This window comes from Rhodococcus sp. P4_F3_2, from assembly GCF_056401335.1.
Window position 1 is genome coordinate 1 of record NZ_JBFUJN010000001.1, and the last position, 19,890, is coordinate 19,890.

21 protein-coding genes and 1 pseudogene are annotated in these 19,890 nt (G+C 60.6%); 17 read left to right on the forward strand and 5 right to left on the reverse strand.

From position 1 onward, the window contains the following. Both AC1DWA_RS00005 and bphC read left to right on the forward strand, forming a co-directional pair. Positions 1-261 (forward strand): annotated as a pseudogene (locus AC1DWA_RS00005) (acyl-CoA dehydrogenase family protein); the annotation flags it as partial. Between the two features lie 35 nt (positions 262-296). Further along, entirely contained in the window at positions 297-1,217 is a 921-nt protein-coding gene (gene bphC / locus AC1DWA_RS00010) for a biphenyl-2,3-diol 1,2-dioxygenase (RefSeq protein ID WP_020909199.1), read from the forward strand. A 64-nt stretch (positions 1,218-1,281) separates the two neighbouring features. Here bphC and AC1DWA_RS00015 read toward each other — a convergent pair whose 3' ends face one another. From AC1DWA_RS00015 to AC1DWA_RS00025, 3 genes are all read right to left on the reverse strand, one after another. Continuing rightward, on the reverse strand, positions 1,282-2,595 hold the full coding sequence (locus AC1DWA_RS00015) for a bifunctional o-acetylhomoserine/o-acetylserine sulfhydrylase (RefSeq protein ID WP_019745377.1): 1,314 nt from the start codon (positions 2,593-2,595) through the stop codon (positions 1,282-1,284). Positions 2,596-2,632: 37 nt separating this feature from the next. Beyond that, positions 2,633-3,148: an OsmC family protein gene (locus tag AC1DWA_RS00020; RefSeq protein ID WP_019745376.1), complete on the reverse strand. Its 516-nt coding sequence runs from the start codon at positions 3,146-3,148 to the stop codon at positions 2,633-2,635. Between the two features lie 241 nt (positions 3,149-3,389). Then, positions 3,390-4,151, reverse strand: coding sequence for an enoyl-CoA hydratase-related protein (locus tag AC1DWA_RS00025; protein ID WP_378666819.1), 762 nt, complete (start codon positions 4,149-4,151; stop codon positions 3,390-3,392). 116 nt (positions 4,152-4,267) lie between these two features. Between AC1DWA_RS00025 and AC1DWA_RS00030 the strand changes: the two genes are divergently transcribed. Continuing rightward, complete coding sequence (locus AC1DWA_RS00030; protein ID WP_019745374.1) at positions 4,268-4,861, forward strand: TetR/AcrR family transcriptional regulator; 594 nt, start codon at positions 4,268-4,270, stop codon at positions 4,859-4,861. A gap of 24 nt (positions 4,862-4,885) precedes the next feature. Here AC1DWA_RS00030 and AC1DWA_RS00035 read toward each other — a convergent pair whose 3' ends face one another. Beyond that, positions 4,886-5,488 carry a TetR/AcrR family transcriptional regulator gene (locus tag AC1DWA_RS00035; protein ID WP_371326914.1) on the reverse strand — a complete coding sequence of 201 codons (603 nt, stop codon included), beginning with the start codon at positions 5,486-5,488 and terminating at the stop codon, positions 4,886-4,888. A 307-nt stretch (positions 5,489-5,795) separates the two neighbouring features. On the opposite strand from AC1DWA_RS00035, the gene AC1DWA_RS00040 reads away from it, so the two are divergent. From AC1DWA_RS00040 to AC1DWA_RS00105, 14 genes are all read left to right on the forward strand, one after another. Beyond that, complete coding sequence (locus tag AC1DWA_RS00040) at positions 5,796-6,599, forward strand: SDR family NAD(P)-dependent oxidoreductase (RefSeq protein WP_019745372.1); 804 nt, start codon at positions 5,796-5,798, stop codon at positions 6,597-6,599. Between the two features lie 57 nt (positions 6,600-6,656). After that, positions 6,657-7,778: a DUF5938 domain-containing protein gene (locus tag AC1DWA_RS00045; RefSeq protein ID WP_019745371.1), complete on the forward strand. Its 1,122-nt coding sequence runs from the start codon at positions 6,657-6,659 to the stop codon at positions 7,776-7,778. 73 nt (positions 7,779-7,851) lie between these two features. Next, positions 7,852-9,372, forward strand: coding sequence for an AMP-binding protein (locus tag AC1DWA_RS00050; protein WP_019745370.1), 1,521 nt, complete (start codon positions 7,852-7,854; stop codon positions 9,370-9,372). 88 nt (positions 9,373-9,460) lie between these two features. Continuing rightward, positions 9,461-10,840, forward strand: coding sequence for an MFS transporter (locus tag AC1DWA_RS00055; protein ID WP_477845643.1), 1,380 nt, complete (start codon positions 9,461-9,463; stop codon positions 10,838-10,840). Between the two features lie 136 nt (positions 10,841-10,976). Then, entirely contained in the window at positions 10,977-11,519 is a 543-nt protein-coding gene (locus AC1DWA_RS00060) for a VOC family protein (RefSeq protein ID WP_477845645.1), read from the forward strand. 2 nt (positions 11,520-11,521) lie between these two features. Next, positions 11,522-12,286 (forward strand): SDR family NAD(P)-dependent oxidoreductase, encoded by a 765-nt coding sequence (locus AC1DWA_RS00065; protein ID WP_019745367.1) that lies wholly within the window; start codon positions 11,522-11,524, stop codon positions 12,284-12,286. Further along, a complete protein-coding gene (locus tag AC1DWA_RS00070; protein WP_019745366.1) occupies positions 12,276-13,196 on the forward strand; it encodes a beta-keto acid cleavage family enzyme in 921 nt (306 codons plus the stop codon). The genes AC1DWA_RS00065 and AC1DWA_RS00070 overlap by 11 nt, the downstream gene beginning before the upstream one ends. Positions 13,197-13,254: 58 nt before the next feature. After that, on the forward strand, positions 13,255-13,611 hold the full coding sequence (locus tag AC1DWA_RS00075; protein ID WP_127160019.1) for a hypothetical protein: 357 nt from the start codon (positions 13,255-13,257) through the stop codon (positions 13,609-13,611). Further along, positions 13,611-14,045, forward strand: coding sequence for a hypothetical protein (locus AC1DWA_RS00080; protein ID WP_020909192.1), 435 nt, complete (start codon positions 13,611-13,613; stop codon positions 14,043-14,045). Before AC1DWA_RS00075 ends, AC1DWA_RS00080 begins: the two co-directional genes overlap by 1 nt. Then, positions 14,042-15,037, forward strand: a complete 996-nt coding sequence (locus AC1DWA_RS00085) for a dihydroxyacetone kinase subunit DhaK (protein WP_029537040.1) — start codon at positions 14,042-14,044, stop codon at positions 15,035-15,037. Before AC1DWA_RS00080 ends, AC1DWA_RS00085 begins: the two co-directional genes overlap by 4 nt. 29 nt (positions 15,038-15,066) lie before the next feature. Beyond that, entirely contained in the window at positions 15,067-15,699 is a 633-nt protein-coding gene (gene dhaL / locus AC1DWA_RS00090) for a dihydroxyacetone kinase subunit DhaL (RefSeq protein ID WP_020909190.1), read from the forward strand. Then, entirely contained in the window at positions 15,696-16,589 is an 894-nt protein-coding gene (locus AC1DWA_RS00095; protein ID WP_020909189.1) for a beta-keto acid cleavage family enzyme, read from the forward strand. Before dhaL ends, AC1DWA_RS00095 begins: the two co-directional genes overlap by 4 nt. Continuing rightward, positions 16,582-18,312: an IlvD/Edd family dehydratase gene (locus tag AC1DWA_RS00100; RefSeq protein ID WP_019745364.1), complete on the forward strand. Its 1,731-nt coding sequence runs from the start codon at positions 16,582-16,584 to the stop codon at positions 18,310-18,312. Before AC1DWA_RS00095 ends, AC1DWA_RS00100 begins: the two co-directional genes overlap by 8 nt. Beyond that, positions 18,299-19,054 carry an SDR family oxidoreductase gene (locus AC1DWA_RS00105; RefSeq protein WP_007732761.1) on the forward strand — a complete coding sequence of 252 codons (756 nt, stop codon included), beginning with the start codon at positions 18,299-18,301 and terminating at the stop codon, positions 19,052-19,054. Before AC1DWA_RS00100 ends, AC1DWA_RS00105 begins: the two co-directional genes overlap by 14 nt. A 5-nt stretch (positions 19,055-19,059) precedes the next feature. Here the strand turns inward: AC1DWA_RS00105 and AC1DWA_RS00110 are convergent, their stop codons facing one another. Beyond that, positions 19,060-19,845 (reverse strand): IclR family transcriptional regulator, encoded by a 786-nt coding sequence (locus tag AC1DWA_RS00110; RefSeq protein ID WP_019745363.1) that lies wholly within the window; start codon positions 19,843-19,845, stop codon positions 19,060-19,062. Positions 19,846-19,890 lie beyond the last annotated feature (45 nt).

The window sequence follows — 19,890 nt, forward strand, 5'->3', positions numbered from 1 at the left end:
CAGGAAGTTTCGTTCGAGCTTCGTGCGATCGGTCGGCGTACGCAGACTGCTGCGGCGTGGCGGGCGGTGCGGGCGGTGGACGAGATCTTTGCTCGTTCCGGTGGTGGCGCGTTGCAGTTGAACACGCCGATGCAGCGGTTCTGGCGTGACGCGCATGCCGGTCTCGCGCACGCGATCCACGTACCCGGTTCCATCTTCCACGCGTCGACGCTCTCGCAGCTCGGTGGCGAACCGCAGGGCATCCACCGCTCGATGATCTAGTCCCACAATCACTCTCGAAGCAAGGACGGTTAGGCATGACTGAAATTCGGGGCCTGGGGTATCTCAGGATCCAAACGCAGGACGTGGCTCGCTGGCGCGAGCTCGTGGTCGACGGACTCGGCCTCGCGGTCGGTAGTGGCCCGGAAGCCGACGGCCTCTACTTGCGCCTGGACGAGCGTCGTGCGCGACTGATTGTCCTGCCCGGTGAGACGGACAAGGCCCTCGCAGTGGGCTGGGAAGTGCGAGATCAGTTCGCGCTCCAGCGTGTTCGTGAAGAGGTCGAGAAGGCCGGAGTCGAGGTCGAGGTTCTTTCCGAGGTCGACGCCAGCTACCGCGATGCCGAGCAGGTCATCGCATTCGACGATCCCAACGGCAACCGTGTCGAGGTCTTCTTCGGACCGGTACTCGACCACAGCCCGTTGGTCACCCCGCACGGCGGCCGCTTTGTCACCGGTGATCAGGGACTCGGCCATGTGGTGCTTCCGGTTACGCGTTTCGACGAGGCGTACACCTTCTACACCGAGGTGCTCGGATTCCTCCCGCGCGGTTCCATCCGTCTCGGCGGAATCGATGCGCCGCCGCCGGCTCGCCGCGTTCGCTTCATGGGTGTCAACCAGCGCCACCACAGCCTGGCGCTGTGCCCGGCGCCGCCGGTTGACGAACCCGGTCTCGTGCATCTGATGATGGAAGCCGAGACTCTCGACGCCGTCGGTCAGGCTCTCGATCGTGTTGCCAAGCTCGGCTTCTCGATCTCCTCGACGTTGGGTCGCCACACGAACGACAAGATGGTCTCGTTCTACGTGCGCGCACCCGGTGGCTGGGATCTCGAGTTCGGTTGTGAAGGCACGCTTGTCGACGAAACCTTCTACACCGCTGAGGAAATCACGGCGGACAGCTACTGGGGCCATGACTGGTCCGACAGTGAACCGCTGGCCGCGTTCACTCCCAAGAGCTAGTTCTGACGCAACAAAAAAGCTCGGTCCCGACGCCTGTCGGGACCGAGCTTTTTCGTGTGCTCGATCAGGAAGCTGCTGCTGCCAAACCGGTTTCGAGGTCGGCGAGGATGTCGTCGATTCCTTCGATACCGACCGCGAGGCGGACGAGCCCCGGGGTGACACCCGAAGCGAGCTGCTCCTCGGGGGTGAGCTGCGAGTGCGTCGTCGACGCGGGGTGGATGACGAGTGAGCGAACGTCACCGATGTTGGCGACGTGGCTGTGCAGCGTCAGTGCGTTGACGAACTTCTTGCCTGCGTCGACTCCGCCGGCGAGCTCGAACGCGACGATGGCGCCGGTTCCCTTGGGAGCCAGCTGCTTTCCACGCTCGTGCCAGGGTGAGGATTCCAGTCCGGCGTACGCGACCGACGTGACTTCGGCGCGGCCCTCGAGGAATTTCGCGACCTTCTGGGCGTTGGACACGTGGCGCTCGATGCGCAGGCTCAGTGTCTCGATGCCCTGCGAGATGAGGAAGGCGTTGAACGGTGCGATGGCCGAGCCGAGGTCGCGCAGAAGCTGAACGCGTGCCTTGAGGGCGTAGGCGGGTGCACCGAGGTCTGCGAAGGTGACGCCGTGGTAGCTGGGGTCGGGGGTCGTGAAGTTGGTGTGGCGTCCCTGGGTCCAGTCGAAGGTGCCGCCGTCGACGATGACGCCGGCGATCGCGGTGCCGTGTCCACCAAGGTATTTGGTGGCGGAGTGGACGACGATGTCGGCGCCGTGCTTCAGCGGCTGAATGAGGTACGGAGTTGCAACCGTGTTGTCCACGATCAGTGGGATGCCGTGTTCATGGGCGACTGCGCTGATGCCGGGGATGTCGAACACGTCGTTCTTGGGGTTGGAGATGGTTTCGCCGTAGAACGCCTTGGTGTTCGGACGGATTGCCTCACGCCAGTGATCGAGGTTGTCCGGGTCCTCGACGAAGTCGACGGTGATGCCGAGCTTGGGCAGCGTGTAGTGGAAGAGGTTGTACGTGCCGCCGTACAGGCGGGGGCTGGAGACGATGTGGTCCCCGGCCTCGGCGAGGTTGAGGATCGCGAAGGACTCGGCGGCCTGACCGGACGCAACCAGCAGAGCCGCGACTCCGCCTTCGAGAGCGGCGATGCGCTGCTCGACGGCGTCCTGCGTCGGGTTCATGATGCGGGTGTAGATGTTGCCCGGCTCGGCGAGGCCGAAGAGCGCCGCCGCATGGTCGGTGTTGTCGAAGACGTAGCTGGTGGTCTGGTAGATCGGAAGCGCTCGAGCGTTGGTAGCGCTGTCCGGGCCCTGTCCGGCGTGGACCTGCTTGGTTTCGAACGACCAATCGGCGGTCGGATCGGTGTCGACGGGGGTGTTCTCGCTCATGAATTCATACTCCGTGGTGAAGGTGGGTTGGTGCGGGTCAGGCGGTTTCGACGACTGTATGCACTGGGACGGGATTTCGGGTGAGATCGAGTACGGGGCAGTGGGCGTCGACCGTCTCCTGCAACTCGAGGTATCGCTCGCGAGTTTCCGGACCGGTCAGGGTCACCACGACGCGAACCTCGGAGAATCCCGGGCGGACGGCATCGTCGAATCCGAAGAATCCACGAACGTCGAGGTCGCCTTCTGCCCTGGCCGAGATGTCGTCGAGCGCGATACCGAGCTTGTCCGCCCACACACGGTAGGTGACCACCTGGCAGGAGAGCAGGGATGCGAGGTAGTACTCGACGGGATTGGCTGCGGTGTTCTCGCCGCCGAGGGCCGGCGGCTCGTCGACCTCGACGGTGTACTTACCGAGAGAAATGGTGCTGGCAACGGCGTCGTGCGCCTGAGCGGATGCCTTGAAGACGACGTGCGCTTTGCTTGCGTCCTTGTCGATGGCGTCGGCATTGGCTGCTACGACGGAACTCAGGTGCGAGATCGAAGCGGTGGTCATGACAGAAATGTCCCCTGATCTGGGTGTACATACGAGTATCGACGTGAGCGGCGCTCACGTCGTAGGTCCGATCAGTAGATCGGACACCCGGATGTACAGACGTGCGCAAAATCGACATGGCGTCGCCGCGTCAGCAGCGTGCCCGTCTCGTATGCGCCAATTCCCGTCACGGAAGAGACTGTAACCGGTTCCCACCCTTTCCGACCAGCCCTATAGGAAATCCGTCTCGGATCGTGGTCGCTCATGTGGGCGGCAGTCCGCTCCACTGCGGCGTCCGACGGCTCGCAAAAGCGTCGAGTCCTTCGGCGATGTCCGGCGATCGGAGCACCGCGTCCTTGGCGTCGTCGGTGATGGTCCATCCGGCAGTATCGGCCTCGGCGTAAAGAGCGTCGATTGCCTTCAGGCTCAGGCTTACCGAGGTCGGAGAGGACTCGCAGATCTCGGCCGCCATCACCAGAGCCTCGTCGAGCGCCTTACCCGGGGCAGTCACTGCATTGACGACGCCGAGATCTTTGGCCCGATTGGGATCGAGAGTGCGCCCGGTGATCAGGAGTTCGCGAGCGACATTGATCGGAAGGGCACGTGGCGCCCGAAAGAGCGCACCGGACGTCGCAACCAGACCGCGTTTGGTTTCGGGCAGACCGAATTGGGCTGTGGCGGAAGCGACGATCAGATCGCAGGCCAATGCGATTTCGAATCCGCCACCCAGCGCGTATCCCTCCACTGCGGCGATCAGAGGCTTGTTTCGCTGACGCCGAATGACGCCGTACTCACCGCCGCGAGGCATGCGAAGGTCGGCTCGCTCTCGGATATCGGTTCCGGCGCAAAAGATGTTGGGGGTTCCGGTGATGATGCCGACCCACAGCGCAGGGTCGTCGTCGAGAAGGTTCAGTGCGGCTTCGATTCCCTCGGCAGTTTCACGATTGATCGCATTACGACGTTCTTCGCGTTCGATCCTGACGATGAGAACGCGGTCGTGGCGTTCTGTGGAAACAGTCGACATAATTGGACTGTAGTCCATCTATCGAGGGGGTGGTGCGTCAACTGGCGAGACCGACATTGGACACATTCCGGACTGTGGCGAAGACTGTGTCCTGAGGCGGAGAAAGGCAGGTCGACGTGATTTCCAAACGAGAACAGAACAAGCGCGATACCAACGACAGGTTGCTCTTAGCTGCTCGAATTCTGTTCTCGGCAAAGGGTTTCGCCAGCACGACCGTCGACGACATCGCCGAGCGAGCCGAGGTGTCGCGAGCCACCTTCTTCAATTACTTCCAGGGCAAGGACTCGGTTCTCGAGGCGCTGCACAGTGATCATCTCGATCAGCTTGCGGCACTGGTGGATCAGCTCATGGAATCTCCGATGCCGACCTCTGATCGGATCTCCCGGATTTTTCAGGACTTTGCGCAACAAGCGATCATGCATCCGCGCTATCTGCGCATGGTGACTGCAGAACTCGAGCGCGACTTCGCCTCCTCCGGAGCGGGGGCGGCACACGATCATCGGTTCCATGTGGAACTTCTGCGGATCGTCACTGCCGGTATCGAAGCCGGCGAAGTGAGATCGGACTACCCGCCGCTGTTTCTCGCGCAGATGATCGGCGGTACGTACGGAGCGTTGGTCCGCTTCTGGCGGCAAGACGCCGATTACGACGTGGTCGGCGAATTCGATCGCGGTGCCAGGTACGTCGCGGAAGGCATCGCTGCTCGCTGAGTCGACTCAGGACGTGGTGCCGGCTCAGGGTGTGGGCACTACCATGGGCAGCATCTGCTGGACGCTCTCCGAAAGATAGTTCGCGGCAGTCTGATCACCGGACAGGTGGCGAAGAAGACTCTGCTGGAACAGGCCGTCGAAGATCGCGTACATCGCCGGCGAGGTGACCGAGGGCTCCACGTCGAGAAGCTCGGAATAGCGAGAGACGATGCGCCAGATCATGTTTTCGAGACTCTCGTCGATCGCGGCCACGTCGGTTCGGAACGACTCCTCGAACATCGACTGCGCGCGCAGGTCGTACCAGAGGCGGTGCATCGTCGGCTCGTCGATCATGGTCTCGGCGAGCAGCGCGCCGAAACCCGTTTTCAGTTCCTCCGGCGTCTGAGCGGTGGCGACGATGCCGTCGTAGCGGGTGACGCAGCGTGCCTTGTAGTGGCGCACGCAGTGGGTGATGAGATCGACCTTGTCGCTGAAGTAGTAGTGCAGGACGCCGTGTGAGAACTCCGAATTCTGGGCGATTTCGCGCAGGCTCGTGCGTGCGTAGCCCAGTTCGGCCAGCGTTTGCAGTGCGGCCTCGGCCAGTTGATCACGTCGCTCGGAGAATTTGTCGACCTGACGACGTGACACCTTGTCTGCGTTGGACCGCTTCTCCGAAGAGACAGGAACCGCCTTTTTTCCTGCCCCACTTGGCTTCTCGACTGTCGTGGTCACGATGGCACGTCCTGTTCCCTGCGATTTCCACAGCGGCACGATCGCCGCGTCCGAATCAGTGTAACCCCTGGTCTTTGACGAGCGTGTAACAAAATCTTGACAGTCGTCAAGATTTCTCTTGACACTCGTCCAAAGTTGAATACTCTGTGACTCACACCACTTGGCAGCGTCGCTGTGAACGGTGGCATCGCGAGAGTCGTTTCAGTCATGGAGGCAGTCGAAAATGAGCGTGTTTGATCTCGAGGGACGAAAAGCACTGGTCACAGGTGGTGCCAAGGGGCTCGGAGCCGGAATGGCTGAGGCGTTGGCGAAGGCGGGGGCGTCGGTGATGATCGGCGATGTTCTCGAAGACGAAGGTCGTGCCACCGCAGAGGCCGTTGGTTCGGGCGGAGTCAAAACCGGGTTCGTAAAGCTGGACGTCACCGACGACGCCAACTGGGAAGAGGCAGTCGCCGCCACCGCGGAGACTCTCGGCGGCTTCGACATCCTCGTCAACAACGCAGGCATCGAGATTTCCTCGCTGGTGGTTGACCTCGATCCGGGCGACATCCGCCGTATGTGTGAGGTCAACATCCTCGGAACAGCGCTCGGAACTAAACACGGACTGCGCAGCATGCGTCCGGGTGGCGTAGCCGGAACCGGCGGCTCCATCATCAACATCTCTTCAGTGGCCGCAACCATTCCGTTTCCCGGGATAAGTGGATACTCCGCGACCAAGTCCGCGGTCGATCGCTTCACCAGAGTTGCCGCCGCCGAGTCGGGCAAGCTCGGCTACGGAGTCCGCGTCAACTGCATCTACCCGGGCCTCGTCGCCACGGAGATGGGTCTCGGACTCGCGGCGGACATGGAGAAGCTCGGCCTGTGGCCCAGTGCCGAAGCGGCAGTCGGCGACGTCATCGGTCTCACCCCGCTCGGCCGCCTCGGTGAAGTGAACGACATGGCTGACGCCGTGGTGTTCTTGTCCTCCGACGCCGCGCGATTCATCACCGGAATCGGCCTACCGGTCGACGGTGGCATGGGCATGTAACTCGCCCTCCCCATTCGCACGTACACCCTCCTCACGTCTTCGAAAGGTTCCACGAACATGTCCGAAAAGAAGCCAGTCATCGTCTACGGCGTCTCCGGGTACACCGGCCGTCTGGTGTGTGAATACCTGCGCGAGTTCAACATCCCGTTCATCGCAGCCGGTCGCGACGCCGCTCGCATCCAAGAGGTCCTCGACAAGATCCCCGGTTTGGACACCGTCGATCACGAGGTCGTCGAGGTCGAGCACACCGTCGAGGCGCTCACTGAACTGTTCACCGGCGCACAGGTTGTCAGCAACATGGTCGGGCCGTTCATCAAGCTTGGCGGCACCGTCGTCGAGGCTGCGTTGAATGCCGGTTGCCACTACATGGACACCACCGGTGAGCAGGACTGGGTACTCGACGTCCAGGAGAAATTCGGCGACAAGTACCAGGAGAAGGGTCTGCTTCTCTCGCCCGGTATCGCGCAGATGTACACCACCGGTGAGATCGCGGCCAACATCGCACTGGAAACGCCGGGTCTCGATACGCTCGACATTCTCGTGCTGTGGAAGGGATTTCCCACCTATGCCTCCACTCAGACGATCTTCACCATCCTCAAAGCGAACTGGTACTACCTCGAGCAGAACAAGTACGTGCAGTGGGCGCCCGGCCAGACTTTCGACGTCGTCGTTCCTGGCCAGCACGAAACTGCGCTTGCATTGCCGTGGGGCGGAACTTGCCACCCCGTGTGGTTCAAGAACGATCCGCGAGTTTCCAACGTCAAGGCTGCGGGCGGAGTGTTCGACCGCACCGTGATGGAAGGTGTTGTCGCGACACAGAAGATCGTGGAGGAGCAGATCAAGACCCTGCCCGCCGACGAGCAGGAAGCCGCCTTGGCCGAGATCGCCGGTTCGGTTCAGGCGGGTATGCCCCCTCGTGAAAATCCGCGCATCAACACCTCACTCGACTCCGTCTACGCGTCGGGTCCGCTGGGTCGCTCGCACGTCGTGATTCACGGAAACTGCAACTACAAGCAGACGGGCCTCCTGCACGCCTATGCAGCGCATTCGTTGCTTCAGCAGGCGCCCAAGCGGACCGGGCTTGCCTCGGCCTGCCAGGCGTTCGGCCATCGCGAACTGCTTGGCGCGCTACGTAGTTTCGGGCTGGCTCTGGAGCCGGAAGTAACCATCAACGCCTAGCTCGTCGCCCTCGTCATCATGTTCACGGCTCCCGGCGTGCATCGCGCCGGGAGCCCCGCCCTGGAGGCTCCCCATGCGTTTGACCGACTATCTCGACAAGGGAGCCTCTCTTGGTTCCACCGCACCGTGTTTGACGATGGGGGAGCGCACTCTCTCCTACGGCGAGGTGCAACAGTTCAGCCGACGCTTCGCAGCTTCGCTCGCGGCTTCGGGCATCGCGGCGGGCGAGAAGGTCGCGATTCTGTCCGGCAATGACCCGATCTCGTTCTCCTGCGTATTCGGTATCAGTAGGGCTGGCGCGGTCTGGTGCCCGATCAACCCCCGCAACGAAGCTGCGGAGAACCGAGACCTGTTGGATCTGTTCGATTGTCGCGCTCTGTTCTTCCAGAAGTCCTATGCGCCGCTTGTCGACCAGATCAAGGACGCGCTTCCACAGTTGGTGACGCTCGTCTGTATCGACGGCGAGTGGGATTCGGCACAGTCCCTCGAAAGCTGGCTCGGGGAAGAAGAACTCGACGCCGCGGCGCCCGACGACGTCACCATGCTGGTCGGTACCGGTGGTACGACGGGCCGCCCCAAAGGCGTGATGTTGACCGGGCACAACATCGAGACGATGACCGCAATCACTTTGATGAGTTATCCATTCGAGGGGCGCCCGGTGTATCTGGCGTTGGCGCCGTTGACTCACGCCGCCGGTGTTTTGTGCTTCCCGATCATGGCCCTCGGCGGCGAAGTGGTGATCATGCCGAAGCCCGATCTCGGGTACTTCCTCGCGAACGTTCAGAAGCACAAGGTGACTCACACCTTCCTGCCGCCGACGCTCATCTACATGTTGCTCGAGCACGAGGACCTCGCGGTAACGGATCGTAGCTCGCTGCAGTGTTTCTGGTACGGCGCGGCACCGATCTCCCCGACCAGGCTAGAGGAGGCGATCGACAAGATCGGACCGGTCATGGCTCAGCTGTTCGGGCAGAGTGAAGCCCCCATGATGATCTCGACGATGTCACCGAAGGAGCATTTCGGCCCGGACGGCACTGTCGCAACGTCACGACTTTCGTCGGCGGGTCGACCGTCGCCGCTGGTGACCGTGGGGATCATGGACGACAAAGGCGCGCTGCTCGGACGTGGCGAGCGTGGTGAGGTGGTGATTCGCAGTTCGTTGGTGATGGCGGGTTATTACAAGAACTCCGACGCAACCGCGGAAGCGTCAGCCCACGGCTGGCATCACACCGGCGACATCGGGTACCTGGACGAGGACAATTTCCTGTTCATCGTCGATCGTGCGAAGGACATGATCATCACCGGCGGTTTCAACGTCTATTCGGTCGAGGTGGAGCAGGCACTCATGGCGTATCCGGGGATTCAGGACTGCGGAGTGATCGGGTTGCCGGACGACAAGTGGGGCGAACGTGTTGTGGCAGTGGTGCAGCCACACCTCGGCGCAGACATCGACGGCGCCGAGGTGATGGCTTTCGTGAAGTCTCGCATCGGAAGTGTGAAGACTCCGAAGCAAGTCATCGTCTGGGACGATCTACCTCGCTCCAAGGTCGGCAAAGTTCTCAAGAACGAGATCAAAAGCGAGCTGACTGGCTGAATACCCCCGGAACGCCTATGTTTCACCGCGCGGAGTGGCTCTGTGTCAGCCATCACAATGATGTGTTCGAATGAGTACGAGGTGAATCATGCGTCACGAAAGAACAGTCACCGAGCAACTTCCCCTTCCGGCCAGGACCGTCCGGAAGGTCATGCTCCGCTTCATGCCGGTCATCGGATTGGCATACATCGTCCTGTATCTCGACCGATTGAACATCGGCGTTGCAGCATTGACGATGAACAAAGAACTCGGAATATCGGCCTCGATGTTCGGGTTTGCGGCCGGAATCTATTTCTGGAGTTACACGATCTGCGAACCCCCGAGCAACTACATCCTCACAAAGGTCGGTGCGCGGCGCTGGATCACACGAATCATGATCACGTGGGGCGTGGTCACCATCGGAACCGCGTTCGTTGAGGGTGCCAGCGGATTGGTGGCAGCACGATTCCTGTTGGGTATTGCCGAAGCCGGCTTTTCGCCCGGCATGCTGTTCTTCGTCTCGAAGTGGTTCCCGAATCGGGATCGAGGCAAAGCAATGGCGTGGATCGTGACCTTCATCTGTATCTCCGGCCTGGGTACTCCGATCACCACACACCTGATGGCTATCGACGGCTTTCTCGGGCTTTCCGGATGGCGATGGGTATTCATTCTCACCGGCGTCCCCGCCGTGGTCATGGCGTTTGTGATCTACAAGGTTCTGCGGGACAAGCCTTCCGAGGCGGAGTTCCTCTCCGAGGAAGAACGCGGTTGGCTCACCGATACGCTCGAGTCGGAGGCGCAAGAGCGCGAAGCGGTCGTCGGTAAGCACAGCTTCCTCCAGGGACTCGTGCACCCACGAGTACTGGTGTTGATCGCCGTGTTCATCTGTTTCACATTCAGCCTCAACGGTTTCCAGATTTGGATGCCGCAGATTTACGCGCAATTCGGGATGAGCACCAATCAGATCGGATGGGTTGCCGCACTACCTGCACTGATTGCGATCGGACCGATGATCTGGTGGACGCGCCATTCGGACCGCGCCGGAGAGCGCCCCGTGCACTTCGCCATCGCCGCATCGGTCGCAGCACTCGGTTTTGCTATTGCTGCGCTGTTCTTCACCACACCGGTTGTCGCCATCTTCGGATTCTGCATCGCCGGGATCGGTCTCTACAGTTCGATGAGCATCTTCATCACCATGCCTTCGAGCTTCCTTACCGGCGCTGCCTTGGCGGCAGGTTTCGGTGTCATCAACGGAATGGGTAACCTCGGAGGCTATTTCGGTCCACAGGTCACCGGCTGGATCAAGGACGCGACCAACAGTTTCACACCGGCAATCGGGGTGTACTCCGCGGTGCTGGCGACGGCAGCATTGATCGTGCTGCTGCTCAAGGTGATCACCAGAAAGGCCGACAAGGCCAACGCCCAACTGACTCTGGATTACCGGGCGGAGCGCGACGCCGGAACCTTGGTTGCACCTGAGCAGGTTTGAGCCGAGTCTCGGCCCGGAAGATTCCCGATCAACGGGAATTCTTCATTCTTCAGGCGAGCATGCGCAGGACATCATCACTTATCAGGATCACAGTCGTCGACCGTGGTTTCGTCGGCAACGAACAAACGAGGACTTCGTGAGTAGATACTTCGGGCCTTTGCGCCAATTGGGTTTTGTGGTCAACGACATCGACAGTGCGCTGAAGCATTGGATCGACGTTGTCGGCGTTGGCCCCTTCTTCTTCGTGGAGGACCAACCGTTGAACGACTTCGTCTTCCGTGGCAAGTCGAGTGCGCCTCGATTCAGTGTGGCGCTCGCGCACAGCGGAAGCGCGCAGATCGAGCTGATTCAACAACACAACGATGAGCCGTCGGCATTTCGCGAGTTCGCCGATCGCGGGCTCGAAGGACTTCAACATGTTGCCTACTGGACAACGGATTTCGATCGATATATGGAGGAATCCAAGAACCGAGGGCTCGTCGAATTGCAGAGTGGTAGGTCCGGTAGTGGCGCTCCGGACGAGCGATTCGTGTACTACGAGGACGGCCCGTATCCGGGAACAGTCATCGAAATCTCGGAGGTCAGCGGAAGGAAGGGTGATCTGTTTCGCGCAGTCGAGGCTGCATCGAAGGAGTGGAACGGGTCGAATCCCATTCGCGACATGAGGAAGGTGCTGTAGTCGTGAGTAGGAAGGTAGCGATCGTCACTGGTGGCGCATCGGGGATCGGCCTGGCAACGTGCAAACGATTCGCCGACTTGGGTTGGAATGTCATCTCTGCCGACCTGTCGCATACATCCGGAGACACTGCGCCAGAACCAGATACACGGACAGTCGGCGTTCGAGTGGATGTCACCGATGAGGGGGATATCCGACGGCTTCGCGACGTCGCCGAAAAGCTGTTCGGTCGTGTCGACACGGTTGTGACCTCGGCGGGAACCGCGGACAACGCGCCGATCCGGCACACCACACCCGATCGATTCAGGCGAACCCTCGAGCTGAACCTCGTTTCCACGTTTGCGGTGGTCAGGGAGTTCGTGGATCTGCTCGCCGGAGATGGCGGCGGATCGGTGGTGACAATTGCCTCGGTTTCCGGCCTACGCGGCAGCGTAGACCGTGCCGCGTATTCCGCCTCGAAAGGTGGCGTGGTCGCGTTGACCACACAACTCGCGATCGAGCTCGCCGGCGAGGGGATCCGAGTCAATTGTGTTGCACCGGGTTCGACGCGGACACCGCTTGCAAGTCGGGCCCAGAGCCCTGAAATGCAGAGCGCCATCTTGCAGTCGATCCCGTTGAGCCGTTACGCGGAGCCGGCTGAGATTGCCGAAGTCGTGACCTTTGTCGCTGGTCCCGGCGCCGGTTTCGTGACGGGTCAGACGTGGACGGTCGACGGAGGTCAGTCGATGACAGCCGGTTGGAATCTTGCGAAGGAGCGACATGACTCTTGACGCAACGTCCAATACAACGGAGAAACCGGTAATCATCGGAGTGCACGTCAACGAGAACACCATGCGCGCACCCAATCCCCACATTCCGTGGACGCCCAGCGAAATAGCCGACACTGCTCGCGCTTGTGAGGATGCGGGGGCGTCGTTGATGCATTTTCACGGTCGAGCCGTGGACGGCGGCGTGGATCACTCGGCGGCGACCTACGGAGAGATCGTCGAGCGGGTTCGGGCGGTATCGAATCTGCTGCTTGCGCCGTCGATGGCCAATGTTCCCGGCTACACGATAGATGAGCGGCTGTCGAATCTTGCCCCGAACCAAAGTGATCCGAAACGACGTTCCGACTTCTTGGTCGTCGATATGGGCTGTGCGGCGATGGACTTGATCGATGCGACGACAGGCTTGTTCGCAACCGATTCCAGGGTCTTCGTCAACGACACTCGAACACAGATCGAGTTACTTTCGCGCGCTGGTGAATTGGGTCTGGTGCCGTATCAGACGTCATTCAACGTGAGTTGGACGCGCGCGATCTTCGCCCACGCAAGGGTGCGGAATCCGTCGTCACCATTGGTGATCGCTTTCATTCTCGGTGGTGACGAGTTTCCGGCTGCACATCCGGCGACAGCAGCAGGGCTACGTGCGCAACTGGACCTCCTGCCGACTGATCTTCCAGTGGAGTGGATCGTCTCGGCCTACCGAGGCAATGTTCTTGCAGCAGCGGAGGAGTCGATCAAGCGCGGGGGCCATGTAGCAATCGGTGCCGGTGACTACCACTACGAAGAACTGGGATACCCCTCCACACCTGATCTGGTCGCCGAAGTTGTTTCGATCGCTCGGCGGTACGGGCGTGAACCCGCAAGTCCTGATCAGGCACGTCGAATTCTAGGGGTGGATGTCCATGCGAGTAGTTGAAACCGAAGGTGCCGAACCTACTTTGGTTCATTCCTCTAACGGAAAGAGAGTGTGGATCATGGATTCGATTGCGTTTGCTTCCTCGGCTCAGGCCGGTGATGTGATCGTGACCGGATCACACGGAGGGACGAGTGCTGGAGAGTACGCCGTCGGGTTCGGGGTTCGTGTTGTGGTGTGCAATGACGCCGGCATAGGGAAGAACAAGGCAGGAATCGCAGGTTTGGCTGCGATCGACGCCCAGAAGATCGTCGGCATTGCAGTCGGACACGAGAGTTCGCGTATCGGAGATGGCAAGGACGTGTGGGAGTGCGGCATCGTGACGTATGCCAATCCGACTGCAGTCGCAGCGGGTGTGCGTGTGGGCAGCCGCGTTTCCGAAGAAGTGCTGGCACTGATAGAGAGGAGCGTCGACTGATGTTTCGGAACATTGTCGGTGTGGAGAACGGTAGACAGATTGTCGTCATGGACAGTATGTCGCAGATCGAACGGTCGGACCGCGACCGCATCGTCGTTGCGGCATCCAACGGAGGTCAAGAGTCAGGGCGGATGGCGATTGCGACGGGCTGTGCGTTGGCTGTGCTGAACGATGCCGGAATCGGCAAGGACAACGCGGGGATCATCGGAATCGTCCGCATGGGAGATTCGGGACTTGCCGGCGTAGCGGTCAGTCACGACTCTGCCGAGATCAGCAATGGAATGGATATGTGGCACAACGGAACTGTTTCGTATGTCAACGAGCCCGCAGCGGCGGCTGGGATACGGGTCGGTGACAACGTTCGCACGTGTGTGAGTGCGTTTGCGGTTCGCTTCCCTGTCGGCCCAATGTCGGCGTCCGAGAGTTCGTCATGATCGGCCATGTGGTCAACCGGCCCGAGGATGTAGTCCGCGAAGCGCTCGAAGGACTTCAGATCCTGCACCCGGAAATGCTCTCCTACCACCGAGATCCGTTGTTTGTGACTCGCGCGGTTGTCGCCCGAGACAAAGTTGTGTTGGTCTCAGGTGGCGGGGCCGGGCATGAGCCGTTACACGCGGAGTTCGTCGGATCCGGCATGTTGGACGCCGCAGTTCCTGGGTCGGTCTTCGCCAGTCCCACAGCCTTTCAGATCCGTGCTGCGGTCAATGCTGTCGAGACCGGACGGGGTGCACTTCTCATCGTGAAGAACTACACCGGAGACAAACTGAATTTCTCGATCGCGGCCGAGTTACTCGGAACTGAGCGGCAAGTGGAGATCGTGATGGTCGACGACGACCTCGCGACGACGACTGCAGACGAGGGTGGACCTGGACGTCGTGGTACCGCTGCGGTAATCGCCGTGGAGAAGATTTGTGGGGCGGCCGCGGAACGGCACTGGGCGCTTTCCGAGATCGCTGACCTGGGGCGCCGGGTGGTGGCGGCGTCGGCGACGTTGGGTGCAGCTTTCCGCTCGTGCACGGCTCCCGGACAGGATCGTCCGTCCTTCGAACTGGCGCCGGGGGAGATGGAGTTCGGCATCGGAATCCATGGCGAGCGTGGACGTGAGACGCGTCCGACGGTTCCTGCCGCCGAACTCGTGGCGCAGTTGTCGGAGCCGATCCTCGATGCTGTCGGGGTGGAGCGCGGGGATGGTGTGATAGCGATAGTGAATGGGCTAGGGGCAACACATGGACTCGAATTATCGATTGCCACTGCAGAATTGAAGTCTTTCCTCGGGGATGCCGGTATCGGTTTGGATCGGGTGATTGCAGGTTCTTTCGTCACTGCATTGGATATGCACGGGCTCTCTATCACCCTTCTCCGTTCGACCGAGGAGTTTGTGGATCTCTGGGATGCAACGGTACGCACTCCCGCTCTCGCTTGGTAACTCGAATATGCACTACTGAAAAGAGTTTCATGATGACAACGTTGAGCGTTGGGGACACTCGGGCGTGGATCGATCGATTTGCCGACGCCGCCGAAGATCAATTCGATTCCCTCACAGATTTGGACCGGCTTGTCGGAGACGGCGATTTCGGAATGAATCTGCGGACGGGCCTGCGAAGTGCGGTGCAACGACTTCGTTCCGACCCGCCGACCAGTCCTGGTGAAGTGTTCGCCCGTACGTCGGATGCGTTTCTCGGCATCGGTGGGACAAGCGGACCACTTCTCGGTCTGTGGTTCGGCCGGATCGGAGCAGTCTCTGGAGTTGAAGTGACCGCAACAGACTTGGCTTCTGCCCTAGGTACGGCGACAGCTGCGGTGCAGCGTCTCGGCAATGCCCAGGTGGGTCACAAGACCATGGTCGACGCCATGGTCCCCGCAACCAGCGCATTGACCGAGGCGGCAGTCAGCGGGGCAACCTTGTCTGCTGCCTTGAGCTCTGCGGCCACGGCTGCGAGGCTCGGCGCCGAATCGACTCGCGCGATGCTCGCCCGCCGCGGACGCGCGACCTACGTGGGAGAACACGCCAGGGGCGTCGAGGACCCTGGGGCATCGGCGATTGCCATGTTCTTCGCCGCATCCAGCTACAAGAGCGTTCCGGCATGAGCGATCTGCGAGACAAGGTCATCGTCACAGTTGCCCCGACGGGTGGCTTCCTCACTGTTGCCGACAATCCGTTCATTCCGACTCAGCCTGAGCAGATTGCGGCGGATGTGGCACGCTGCCACAGCGCTGGAGCCAGCGTGGCAGCACTTCATGCTCGACGACCGGACGATCAAGCGACCTGTGATGCCGCAATCTATCGGCGGATGAATACGCTTGTCCGCCAAAGCTGCGACATCGTGATCAACAACTCGACCGGCGGCGGAGTCAACGGTGACATGGTGAGTGTTCGCAGTGACGGAACGCGCGTCGTGGACTGGGACGCGAGGCTGCAGGGCCTGCATGGCGGAGCAGACACATGCACGCTCGATGCCATCACGGCCTATGTGACATCACCGGTCGGTGAGGTACTGATGGACACGCCGCCCAGTCGTGCCGCCGAACTGGCAGCGTCAATGCGCGAACTAGGAATCAAACCTGAATGGGAGGCCTTCAGCCCGTCACATCTGCTCCAGGAGATACGTACGTTGACCGAAGAGCAGCCTGGCCCGCACCTCGTCAATCTTGTACTGGGACTTGATCGAACTTTTCAGAATGCGATGCCGTACTCCCCGCAGATCTTGCAGCAGATGGTGGAACACCTACCGGAGAAATCGGTCTTCTCCGTGAGCATCAGCGGGCCAGATCAACTGCGTGGTCTGACTCATGCACTCGTGCTCGGTGGGCACGTGCGTGTGGGAATCGAAGACTATCCGTTTCTCGCGAATGGGGAGCCGGCCGAGAACGTTCGTTTGGTGGAGAACATCGTCGACATCGTCCAGCGACTCGGAATGCAGCCTGCAACACCTGGGGAGGCAAGGGCAATCCTTGGTTTGGAGGGTTCGGATGAGTAGAACACCGACGAGTAGAACACTTCGCTCGCAGGATTGGTTCGGAGGCAATGATCTCAATGCATTCATCCACCGCTCGTGGATGAAGAACCAGGGTATCCCTGATCGGATGTTCGACGGCCGACCGGTTATCGGTATCTGCAACACGTATTCCGAGCTCACGCCGTGCAACGCTCACTTCAGAGATCTGGCCGAGCAGGTGCGACTGGGTGTCATCGAAGCGGGCGGATTTCCAGTTGAGTTTCCGGTGATGTCATTGGGTGAGACGATCATCCGCCCCACCACGATGCTCTATCGGAACCTCGTCAGCATGGACGTGGAGGAGTCGATTCGAGCCAATCCGATCGACGGCGTCGTACTGCTCTGCGGCTGCGACAAAACCACCCCGGCGCTGGTAATGGGCGCAGCCAGTTGTGACCTTCCCACCATTGTCGTATCCGGTGGGCCCATGTTGAACGGCCGCCATCAAGGTAAAACTGTCGGATCTGGAACCTCGGTGTTCGAGATGAGTGAAGCAGTGCGAGCGGGGTGCATGAGCGAATGTGAGTTCAGAGCAGCGGAATCGGCGATGTCTCGATCGCCTGGTCACTGCAACACTATGGGCACCGCGTCGACGATGGCTTCGATTGTCGAGACTTTGGGCCTCACGCTGCCCGGTAATGCTGCGATCCCGGCAGTGGATTCACGGCGACGTGTACTTGCACGCGACAGCGGCGTGAGAATCGTGGAGATGGTCGTCGAGAACCTGACGATGTCTTCGGTCGTCGACCGAAATTCATTCGAGAATGCGATCAAGGTGAACACGGCTATCGGTGGGTCCACCAACGCTGTGGTGCACTTGCTTGCCATCGCCGGGAGGCTGGAAATTCCCCTCGAACTCAGCGATTTCGGGGAGCAGAGTCGTGACGTTCCCCTGCTGGTCAACCTCATGCCTTCGGGTACCTATTTGATGGAAGATTTCTTCTACGCAGGCGGACTGCCCGCGGTGATCGCCGAGCTCGGAGACATCCTCCATCTGGATGCCGCCACGGTTACCGGAATGACTCTCGGTGAGAACAACTCCGGCGAAACGATTTGGGATGACGACGTAATTCGTAGCACGGCGGCACCGTTGCTGGAGCAAGCCGGCATAGCGGTATTGACCGGCAATCTCGCGCCGAACGGTGCAGTGATCAAGCCGTCTGCGGCGTCGCCCGAGTTGCTCAGCCACGTGGGTCGTGCGGTCGTGTTTCACGGAATGGACGACTTCTCGGCGCGCGTCGACTCGCCGGATCTCGACATCGAAGCCGACGACGTCATCGTCCTCACCGGTGCTGGACCGAAGGGGTTTCCGGGTATGCCAGAGGTAGGTAATCTGCCACTCCCTCGAAGGCTGCTCGAGCAGGGTGTGCGAGACATGGTCAGGATCTCGGATGCGCGAATGAGCGGAACAGCCTTCGGCACAGTCGTTTTGCACGTTGCGCCTGAAGCGGGAGCCGGTGGGCCTCTCGGCGCGGTCAGGGATGGTGATTTGATCGAGTTGGATGTTGCTCGTGGAGTCTTGCGTGTACTCGTCGACGACGACGAGCTGGCCAGGCGTCTCGAGGCGTTGCCGCCACGCGTACAAAAGAGTACGAGTGGGTATCAACGACTGTTCGTGGATCATGTGATGCAGGCCGACCGCGGAGTCGATTTCGATTTCCTGGTGGGCAGGCGTGGAACGGAGGTACACGGTGACAATCACTGAGCGTGTCGGCCGAGTCGTGGTCGTGACCGGTGCAGGGTCGGGACTCGGCCGCGCAATGGCCAGAGGTCTACTCGATGCAGGACACCACGTTGTATTGGCTGGTCGAAACAGCGTGAGCTTGGAAGCGACAGGTGGGGGTCACGAGCGTGCAGTGGTAATTCCCGCTGATGTGTCCTCGCCCGAATCGGTTCACCGGTTGTTCACATCCGTGACTGAGCGTTTCGGCAGACTCGATGTGCTTGTCAACAACGCAGGGACATTCGGTCCGTCGGGGAGTGTGGACGAGATCGATCCTGAAGCGTGGAACGCGACAGTCGCAGCCAATCTCACCGGCGTATTCCTTTGTGCGCGTGAAGCGATTCGTATCATGAAAACACAGGATCCGAGAGGAGGCCGGATCATCAACAACGGGTCGCTCTCCGCTCACACGCCCCGGCCTGACAGTGCCGCCTACACCGCGACCAAACACGGTGTGTCAGGTTTGACGAAGTCGATCTCTCTCGACGGCCGAGAATTCGACATCTGTTGCAGTCAAATCGACATCGGCAATGCGGCAACTGACATGACAGCCGGAATCGGCCACTCGGCACGACAAGCTGACGGCACCACCAGGCCCGAGCCGACATTCGATCCTCGTCATGTCGCGAACACCGTTGTGCAACTGATAGATCTACCACTCGACGTGAATGTCCCGACTCTGACGATCATGGCAAACCGGATGCCGTACGTCGGGCGCGGTTGACGGCGTCAGCGTCGTTGTAGGACAGGGCGGACGACGGACTGGGCACTCGAGAGATCACGTGAGATGGCGATTGCCGTCGTCCGCACCGCCGCGTCGATACGGGTCAGATTTATTCGGCCTGCCATACCGGAAATGGAGATGGCGCCGAGGACGTCTTCGTCCGGGCCGAATATTGGTGCTGCGGCGCCGACGATCCGGGGAAATGCTTCCTGGCGGTCGAAGGCGACACCACGCTTGCGAACACGATCCAGTTCTCGGTGGAAGAGTTCGGGGTCGGTGATGGTGTTCTCGGTGTGTGCTTCGAGGACAGTGGGCATCGTGAAATCCCGAGAGTTGGTGAACGCCAATACTGCTTTGCCGGAACAACTTGCGTGTGCAGGCCACCGACCACCGATTTGCTGCGGAAGGCGTGGTCCGTCGTCGCCACGGAAGACATCAAGGTAAACCACGTCGAAACCGTCCAATACAGCGAGTCCCACGTTGTGCCCCGTTGCTTCACGCAAGGCCGAAAGGTGGCGCCGCGCTGCTTCGCGGAGGTTTCGCTGCCGTGGAACAGATTCGCCGATCTCGAACAGGAGGAGACCCAAGCGGTAGTTGGTTCCTTGCCGTTCGAGCAACCCGACTCGGACGAGATCGTCGACCATTCGATACACCGTTGTTTTGGCCATGCCTGTCCGTCGAACAAGCGCTGCTGCGCTGAGAACGCCTGAGCTGTCACGAAAAGTCTTCAGGATCTCGGTGGAACGACCAATTGCGGAAACCTCGCCATCGGCCCGATGAATGGGACTCACCGAACTATTCTGTCTGCCTGATGCGCGATTGTCGAGGGGCAATCG

What these genes read in the sequence shown, in the direction of transcription:
- AC1DWA_RS00020 (WP_019745376.1), bottom strand. Translation starts at nt 3,148, where the DNA reads ATGACCACCGCTTCGATCTCGCACCTGAGTTCCGTCGTAGCAGCCAAT.
- dhaL (WP_020909190.1), top strand. Translation starts at nt 15,067, where the DNA reads ATGATGACAACGTTGAGCGTTGGGGACACTCGGGCGTGGATCGATCGA.
- AC1DWA_RS00040 (WP_019745372.1), top strand. Translation starts at nt 5,796, where the DNA reads ATGAGCGTGTTTGATCTCGAGGGACGAAAAGCACTGGTCACAGGTGGT.
- AC1DWA_RS00055 (WP_477845643.1), top strand. Translation starts at nt 9,461, where the DNA reads ATGCGTCACGAAAGAACAGTCACCGAGCAACTTCCCCTTCCGGCCAGG.
- AC1DWA_RS00095 (WP_020909189.1), top strand. Translation starts at nt 15,696, where the DNA reads ATGAGCGATCTGCGAGACAAGGTCATCGTCACAGTTGCCCCGACGGGT.
- AC1DWA_RS00085 (WP_029537040.1), top strand. Translation starts at nt 14,042, where the DNA reads ATGATCGGCCATGTGGTCAACCGGCCCGAGGATGTAGTCCGCGAAGCG.
- AC1DWA_RS00050 (WP_019745370.1), top strand. Translation starts at nt 7,852, where the DNA reads ATGCGTTTGACCGACTATCTCGACAAGGGAGCCTCTCTTGGTTCCACC.
- AC1DWA_RS00025 (WP_378666819.1), bottom strand. Translation starts at nt 4,151, where the DNA reads ATGTCGACTGTTTCCACAGAACGCCACGACCGCGTTCTCATCGTCAGG.
- AC1DWA_RS00075 (WP_127160019.1), top strand. Translation starts at nt 13,255, where the DNA reads ATGGATTCGATTGCGTTTGCTTCCTCGGCTCAGGCCGGTGATGTGATC.
- AC1DWA_RS00070 (WP_019745366.1), top strand. Translation starts at nt 12,276, where the DNA reads ATGACTCTTGACGCAACGTCCAATACAACGGAGAAACCGGTAATCATC.
- bphC (WP_020909199.1), top strand. Translation starts at nt 297, where the DNA reads ATGACTGAAATTCGGGGCCTGGGGTATCTCAGGATCCAAACGCAGGAC.
- AC1DWA_RS00045 (WP_019745371.1), top strand. Translation starts at nt 6,657, where the DNA reads ATGTCCGAAAAGAAGCCAGTCATCGTCTACGGCGTCTCCGGGTACACC.
- AC1DWA_RS00015 (WP_019745377.1), bottom strand. Translation starts at nt 2,595, where the DNA reads ATGAGCGAGAACACCCCCGTCGACACCGATCCGACCGCCGATTGGTCG.
- AC1DWA_RS00080 (WP_020909192.1), top strand. Translation starts at nt 13,611, where the DNA reads ATGTTTCGGAACATTGTCGGTGTGGAGAACGGTAGACAGATTGTCGTC.
- AC1DWA_RS00100 (WP_019745364.1), top strand. Translation starts at nt 16,582, where the DNA reads ATGAGTAGAACACCGACGAGTAGAACACTTCGCTCGCAGGATTGGTTC.